This is a genomic window from Methylopila sp. Yamaguchi (assembly GCF_002897035.1).
Lineage (GTDB): Bacteria > Pseudomonadota > Alphaproteobacteria > Rhizobiales > Methylopilaceae > Methylopila.
On record NZ_BAUX01000020.1, the window covers coordinates 79,172 to 85,775 of the forward strand.

At 69.1% G+C, this 6,604-nt stretch carries 6 protein-coding genes; 3 read left to right on the plus strand and 3 right to left on the minus strand.

Features of this window, described 5'->3' with window-relative positions; translation table 11 throughout:
* Positions 1-61: 61 nt before the first annotated feature.
* The 3 genes from METY_RS18815 to METY_RS18825 are packed head-to-tail and all read left to right on the plus strand — an operon-like array spanning position 62 to position 2,946.
* Positions 62-1,495, plus strand: a complete 1,434-nt coding sequence (locus METY_RS18815; protein WP_103122920.1) for a phospholipase D-like domain-containing protein — start codon at positions 62-64, stop codon at positions 1,493-1,495.
* A 16-nt stretch (positions 1,496-1,511) separates the two neighbouring features.
* Positions 1,512-2,234: an endonuclease/exonuclease/phosphatase family protein gene (locus METY_RS18820; RefSeq protein ID WP_103122921.1), complete on the plus strand. Its 723-nt coding sequence runs from the start codon at positions 1,512-1,514 to the stop codon at positions 2,232-2,234.
* Positions 2,235-2,262: 28 nt separating this feature from the next.
* The gene (locus METY_RS18825) at positions 2,263-2,946 is read left to right on the plus strand and encodes a hypothetical protein (protein WP_103122922.1); all 684 of its coding nucleotides are present in this window, start codon (positions 2,263-2,265) and stop codon (positions 2,944-2,946) included.
* Positions 2,947-3,073: 127 nt separating this feature from the next.
* Here the strand turns inward: METY_RS18825 and METY_RS18830 are convergent, their stop codons facing one another.
* The 3 genes from METY_RS18830 to METY_RS18840 form a co-directional block, all read right to left on the minus strand.
* The gene (locus tag METY_RS18830; RefSeq protein WP_103122923.1) at positions 3,074-4,129 is read right to left on the minus strand and encodes an NAD(P)-dependent alcohol dehydrogenase; all 1,056 of its coding nucleotides are present in this window, start codon (positions 4,127-4,129) and stop codon (positions 3,074-3,076) included.
* Positions 4,130-4,364: 235 nt separating this feature from the next.
* Positions 4,365-5,360, minus strand: coding sequence for a diguanylate cyclase domain-containing protein (locus METY_RS18835; protein ID WP_103122924.1), 996 nt, complete (start codon positions 5,358-5,360; stop codon positions 4,365-4,367).
* Between the two features lie 89 nt (positions 5,361-5,449).
* Complete coding sequence (locus tag METY_RS18840; RefSeq protein ID WP_103122925.1) at positions 5,450-6,451, minus strand: NAD-dependent epimerase/dehydratase family protein; 1,002 nt, start codon at positions 6,449-6,451, stop codon at positions 5,450-5,452.
* Positions 6,452-6,604 lie beyond the last annotated feature (153 nt).

A 6,604-nucleotide genomic window follows, 5' to 3' on the forward strand; every position in this document is an offset into this window, starting at 1 on the left:
CTATCGTCGCGTCTCCGCGCGGCTGGTGCGGCCAAGCGGCGGCGATGACCTATAACGCCCTGTGGGATCTCTCGCGGAGCGTCGCGCCATCTTCTCCGGACCTCTCCAGCCGTTCGAACTCGCCGTCACCGCCGCGCATTTGGCGGCGGCGTCCGCCGCGACCGTGCACGCGCTGCTGCGGAAGCGCGAGGTGCGGGCGGCGATCGGCTGGATCGGCGTGGTCTGGCTCTCCCCGGTGTTCGGAGCGCTGCTCTACTTCGGCTTCGGGATCAACCGCGTGCACCGCAAGGCGCAGCGGTTGCGCGGCCTCAAAAGCCCCCGGCTCTATGGCGCGCGCGGACGCGGCGCTGAGCGCTCCATTGAGAGGCTGAAGACCGCTGTCGGCGCCATCACCGGCGTGGACCTGGAGGAGGGGACCGTCGAGGCCGTGCTCCAGTCGGGCGACGAGGCCTACCCGCAGATGCTGGCGGCGATCGACGGCGCGAAGACCAGCGTCTCGCTCTCCACCTTCATCTTCCGGGCGGACAAGCCGGGCCTGCGCTTCATCGAGGCGCTCGCGCGCGCGCGCCGCCGCGGCGTCACGGTGCGCGTGCTGATCGACGGCATGGGCGGCGGCTTTTTTCTTTCCCCGGCCTACCGACGGCTGCGGACCAAGGGCGTGCCCGCCGCGCGGTTCCTGCACTCGATCTGGCCATGGAAGATGCCGCTGCTCGACCTGCGTCTGCACAAGAAGGCGCTGATCGTGGACGGCGAACTCGCCTTCATCGGCGGGTTGAACATCGCGGCGGAGAACGTGCTGGCCGAGCCCACGCGGCACCCCGTCCGCGACACGCATTTCCGGATCGTCGGCGGAGTGGTGCAGCAGATCGCCGACAGCTTCGACGACGACTGGGCCTTCACGACCGGCGAGGAAACGCCGGAGCGCACGCGGCCGCCTGCGCGTCAGATCCCCGGCGCGCCGGCGCGGGCGGTGGCCTCCGGGCCCGACCATGCCGTGGAGCAGCTGGCGTTGGTGCTGCTCTCCGCGATCACCGCAGCGCGCAAGACCATCCGCATCGCGACGCCCTACTTCCTGCCCGAGGAGCAGCTCATCACCGCCCTGCAGCTCGCGGCCCTGCGGGGCGTGGAGGTCGATCTGGTGATGCCGGCCGAGAACAACCATCGCATGGTGGCTTGGGCGTCCGACGCCCACATCCGGCCCTTGATCGAGGCGGGCTGTCGGCTCTGGCGTTCGCCTCCCCCTTTCGACCACTCCAAGCTGATGACCGTGGATGACGAGTGGTGCCTGATCGGCAGCGCCAACTGGGACGCCCGCAGCCTGCGGCTCAATTTCGAACTGACGGTTGAGCTGTACGACGCCGCGCTCGCGGCGCGGCTGTCCGGACTGATCGACGCGAAGCGCGGCGATCCCGTCACGCTCGGCGACGTCGACGGACGGATGTTCGTCGTGAAGCTGCGCGACGCCACCGCCCGCCTGCTTTCCCCGTATCTCTGAGGACACGCCGCCGCCCGTGAAGGTCGCTTCGTACAACATCCACAAGTGCCGCGGCACGGACGGCAAGGTCGAGCCCGGCCGGATCGCCGCCGTGCTGGGCGAGATCGGCGCCGACCTCGTCGCGCTGCAGGAGGTCGACCATCGCTTCGGCAAGCGGCTGGGCCTGCTGGACCCCGAGGTGGTGAAGCAGCAGGCCGGGCTGCATCTGCTCGCTCAGTCCGACGCGCCCGGCGGCCATGGCTGGCACGGCAACGCGCTCCTGGTGAAACGCGAGCCGTCCGTCTACCGCCGCCAGCGCATCCGGCTGCCCGGCGTCGAGCCGCGGGGAGCAATCATCGTCGAGCTCGATCTCGGCGAAGGGCCGTTTCGCGTCATCGCCGCGCATTTCGGCCTGTTGCGGCGCTCGCGCGTCAGCCAGGCCGACACGCTGGTCGCGGCCTTCGGCTGGCTGAAGCCGATGCCCACGATTCTCCTGGGCGACCTGAACGAGTGGCGCCGTGGGCGGCGCTCGTCGCTCAGCGCCTTCGAGCCCTTGTTCGGCGAGCATCCGCATCTGCCGAGCTTCCCCTCCCGGCGGCCGATCTTCCCGCTGGACCGGATCCTCGGCTGGCCGCGCGGGCTGGTGCAGAACCTCGCCGTCCACAACACGCCGCTCGCCCGTAAAGCGTCCGACCACCTACCGCTGACCGCCGAAGTCGATCTGGCGCATCCCGGAGCTTTGCTGCGCCATGGCGGGTGATGGAGGAGGGGAGGGGGCTTCGGGGCGCGTGATTCCGGTCGCCGGTTTCGACGGCGTCCTGACGACCGCGGACCTCCCGTTCGACGCGGCGGACGAGGCGGCGATCGCCGCCCACTGGGCAAGCGAGATCGCGGCGAAGCCGAAGCTGTTCGACGGCCGTGTGCTGATCGCCCTGAACGCTCGCGTCGAGGCGAACCGGCTCGTCGCGCGGCACGCCGAGATCGGGTTCTCTGCGTTCCATTGGTGGCGCCTCCGCTGCGAAGCGCGCGGGCTGAGCAACGTCTTCGGCGCGGCCGCGGTGGTGACGGCGGACGGCGCCGTGCTTATGGGCCGCATGGGGGCGCACACCGCCGCCGCCGGCATGTCCTATTTCCCCTGCGGGACGCCGGATCTGTCCGACGTCGTCAACGGCCGGGTCGATCTCGAGCGCTCGATCGCCCGGGAATTGCAAGAAGAGACCGGCCTCGCCGCGCCGCTGGCGCGCCCCTGCGCTCAGGCCTTCGCCGTGTTCGCGCCGAAGGTCACCGCCTACGTCCGCCGCTACGAAACTGACCTGAACGCCGACGAGCTCGAGCGACGGATCGCGGCGCACCTCGCCGCCGACCCAGAGCCGGAGCTCGACGGCGTGGTCTTCGTGCGTTCGGTCGACGCGCTCACGGCGTCGTCCCCGCCCTACGTGCGCCTCGTTCTGCCGCACCTGCTCGGAACGTGAGCCGGCGCTGCTGCGCTCCGCACCATCGCTGACAGGCCCGAGCGCGCGGCCGGCCGGACGAACTCCCCGTCATGCGCCGCGCGCGGAGGCCGGCATGACGGGGTGATCGATCTGACCGATCATGGCCTCAGGCCGCGGCCTTCAGCGTCGCCATGTCGATGACGAAGCGGTATTTCACGTCGCTCTTCAGCATGCGAGAATAGGCCGTCTCGATGTCGGCGATCGGGATGATCTCGATCTCGGACGTAATGCCGTGCTCGCCGCAGAAGTCGAGCATCTCCTGCGTCTCGGCGATGCCGCCGATGAGCGAGCCCGCGAAGTTGCGGCGCTTGAAGATCAGGCTGAACACCGCGACGGCCAGCGGATCCTCCGGCGCGCCGACCTGGCAGAGCGTCGCGTCGCGCTTCAGCAGGCCGAGGTACTCGTTGATGTCGTGCTGGGCCGCGACGCAGTCGAGGATGAAATCGAAGCTTCCGGCGTGCGCGCCCATCTGGTCCGGATCCTTTGAGATCACCACCTCGTCAGCGCCGAGCTTCTTGGCGTCATCCACCTTGTTGGGCGAGGTGGTGAACAGCACGACATGCGCGCCCATCGCGTGCGCGAGCTTGACGCCCATGTGGCCGAGCCCGCCGAGGCCCACGATCCCGACCTTCTGCCCCGGACCGACCTTCCAGTGCCGGAGCGGCGAGTAGGTGGTGATGCCGGCGCACAGCAGCGGCGCGACCGCCGCGAGGTCGAGATTCTCTGGGAGCCGCAGCACGAAAGCCTCGTCCACGACGATTTCCTTCGAGTAGCCGCCGAAGGTCACCTTGCCGGTCTGCTTCTCGACGCCGTTGTAGGTGCCGACGAAGCCGTTCTCGCAGTACTGCTCCAGGCCCTCCTGGCAGCTCGCGCAGGTGCGGCAGGACTCCACCATGCAACCGACGCCGGCCAGATCGCCGAGCTTAAACTTCGTGACCTCGCCGCCGACCTCGACCACCTTGCCGACGATCTCGTGCCCGGGCAGGCAGGGGTAGACGGTGTTCTTCCACTCGTTGCGGGCGGTGTGGAGATCCGAATGACAGACGCCGCAGTAGGAGATCTCGATACGCACGTCGGTGGGACCGACGTCGCGTCGCTCGAAGGAGAACGGCCCGAGCGGCTGATCAGCGGATTCGGTGGCGTAGCCGATGCAAGCGAACATGGAATAAGTCCTTCGATCGAGAAATGGACATGGACGCGCGCGGCCGCGCCGCGCGCCGTCGAGGTCAGGGGCGAGATAGCGTCCAGGGTAGAGGCGACGATTGCGCCATTGCATAGCGCCCCGGCGGAAACTGCAAGCCGGCCTGGGACCACGCATAATGACACAGCGTCCGTGCAGGCCATTGAGCGACGGAGGCTCGCTCTTTTGGTGACCGGTCCGCGGCCCGCCGAGAGGATCAGGCGGCGACTGGCGTGACGCCCGCGCCGTAGACGCGGACCGCCCCCTTGCCGCCGGCCTTCGCCGCATAGAGCGCGGCGTCGGCCCGCGCAAACAGCTCCTCCGGCGTGCCGTCGCCGTGGGCGACGCCCGCCGAAGCGCCGAGATGGAGGCTGATCCCGCCTGCGACCACCGCCATGCGGATCTCCCGAACGATCCGGCCGGCAAGTTCTTCGGCGACGGCGGCGCTGGCCGCCGACAGGAGCACGGCGAACTCGTCGCCGCCGATTCGCGCGACGAGCGCCGCGTCGCGCGCCGCCTCCTTAAGCCGGCCCGCTGCTTCCGTCAGGCAGGCGTCGCCGCGCGCGTGGCCGAGCGTGTCGTTGATCTGCTTGAAGCCGTCGAGGTCCACAAGAACCAAGGCCCCGAACCCGTGCTCGGGCGACTGCGACGCAGCCATCGCGTCGAGCCGAGCCTGAAACTGGCTACGGTTGGCGAGACCTGTCATCGCGTCGAACTCCGCGAGGTGGCGCATCCGCTCCTTCAGCGCCGTCTCCTCGGTAATGTCCTGCTTCATGCCGAAGATTCGCGCCGGCGCTCCATTCTCGCATTCGACCGTTGCGGTGATGCGGATGACGCGCCGCCGCCCCTTGGCGGTGACGATCTGCACGTCGAGCGAAAAGCCGTCACGCTGCGCGATCGCCGCCGCGCGGGCGGCCTCCATCTCGCGGCGCGCGGCATCCACGTAAAGTGCGAGCGTTCCTTCGCGGTCGATGAAGGAGCCGCGAGGCAAGTCGAACAGGTCGTAGACCACGTCGCTCCAGCGCAGCGCCTGGGTCGAGAGGTCGCACTCCCAGACGCCGATGCTCGCGGCTTCCGACGCGCGCTCGAAGGTCTTCCGGCGGTGTTCCAAGGCCGCGGCCTGCTGGCGGATCAACTGCTCCTGCGCGGCGATCTGCGCCTTCAGGTTCAGAACCGCCTCGAGAATGTCCGCCAGATCGGCCTTCGCCGCCATGCCATGTTACGCCGCCGCCGTCCGCGCTGTTCGCGGCTCGTGAGGATGATAATCACAGAGCGATTAAGGAGGTCTAGCCGTCGCGTCTGTTAGACGCCATGGCGCGCGCGGAACCAAGGCACGAACGCCGCGACGCCGCCCTCGAGTGAGGTGGTCGGGAACCAGCCGAGGTCGCGTGTGGTCGCCGTGATGTCGGCGAAGGTGTCCTTCACGTCGCCGGGCTGCATCGGCTCGAAGACCCGTACCGCTTCGCGGCCGCAGGCGGCCTCGATCAGCTCGATCAGCCTGAGGAGCTTCTCGGAGCGGCTGTTGCCGAGGTTGTAGAGGCTGTGCGGGCCGCGGCTGCCGCCGGGCTTCGGCGCGCCGTCATCCGGGGGAGGGCGGTCGAGCGCCGCGAGCACGCCGGCGACGATGTCGTCGACATAGGTGAAGTCGCGCCGCATGTCGCCGCCGTTGAACACGCGGATCGGTCGCCCGGCGAGGATCGCGTCGGTGAACAGCCAGACCGCCATGTCCGGCCGTCCCCAGGGGCCGTAGACGGTGAAGAAGCGGAGGCCCGTGAGCGGCAGACGGTAGAGGTGAGCGTAGGTTTCGCTCATCAACTCGTCCGCCCGCTTCGTCGCAGCGTAAAGCGAGACCGGATGGTCAACGGGGGCGCCGACCGAGAAGGGCAGTGCGTCGTTGCCGCCGTAGACGGAGGACGACGAGGCGTAGACGAGGTGTGCGACCTGAAGCCGGCGGCCGAGCTCGAGCAGGTTCAGATGGCCGACGAGATTGGAGCGGGCGTAGGCTCGCGGGTTTTCGATCGAGTAGCGAACGCCGGCCTGCGCCGCGAGATGGACGATGCGCTCAACTGGCTGAGCTTCCAGGCCGCGGTCCACGGCGACGTGGTCCGCGATGTCCGCCTCGACGAAACGGAAGCGATCTGCGCCGGGCGCCAGCGCGAGCGCCGCAAGACGGTCGCGCTTCAGTTGCGGCGGATAGTAGGGGTTAAGGTCGTCAAGGCCGACGACCTCTTCGCCGCGAGCCAGCAGAGCGCGCGTGACATGGTGGCCGATGAACCCGGCGGCGCCGGTGACAAGGATTGCCATGGGCGGATCGGATGCTCCTCAGTCCGGCTCGAGCGGCGGCGGATCGCCCCCAAGCGGCCAGATCGTCTGAGGCGGCTGTAAAGGGATGGGCCTCGCCCCGCAATGAACTTTGCGGCAGGGCGCTTTTTGTTTGGCGTGGCGCTGGGCGTCGGG

Excerpts from the sequence above, each read along its gene's own strand:
- METY_RS18830 (WP_103122923.1), bottom strand. The coding sequence starts at position 4,129 with ATGTTCGCTTGCATCGGCTACGCCACCGAATCCGCTGATCAGCCGCTC.
- METY_RS18840 (WP_103122925.1), bottom strand. The coding sequence starts at position 6,451 with ATGGCAATCCTTGTCACCGGCGCCGCCGGGTTCATCGGCCACCATGTC.
- METY_RS18835 (WP_103122924.1), bottom strand. The coding sequence starts at position 5,360 with ATGGCGGCGAAGGCCGATCTGGCGGACATTCTCGAGGCGGTTCTGAAC.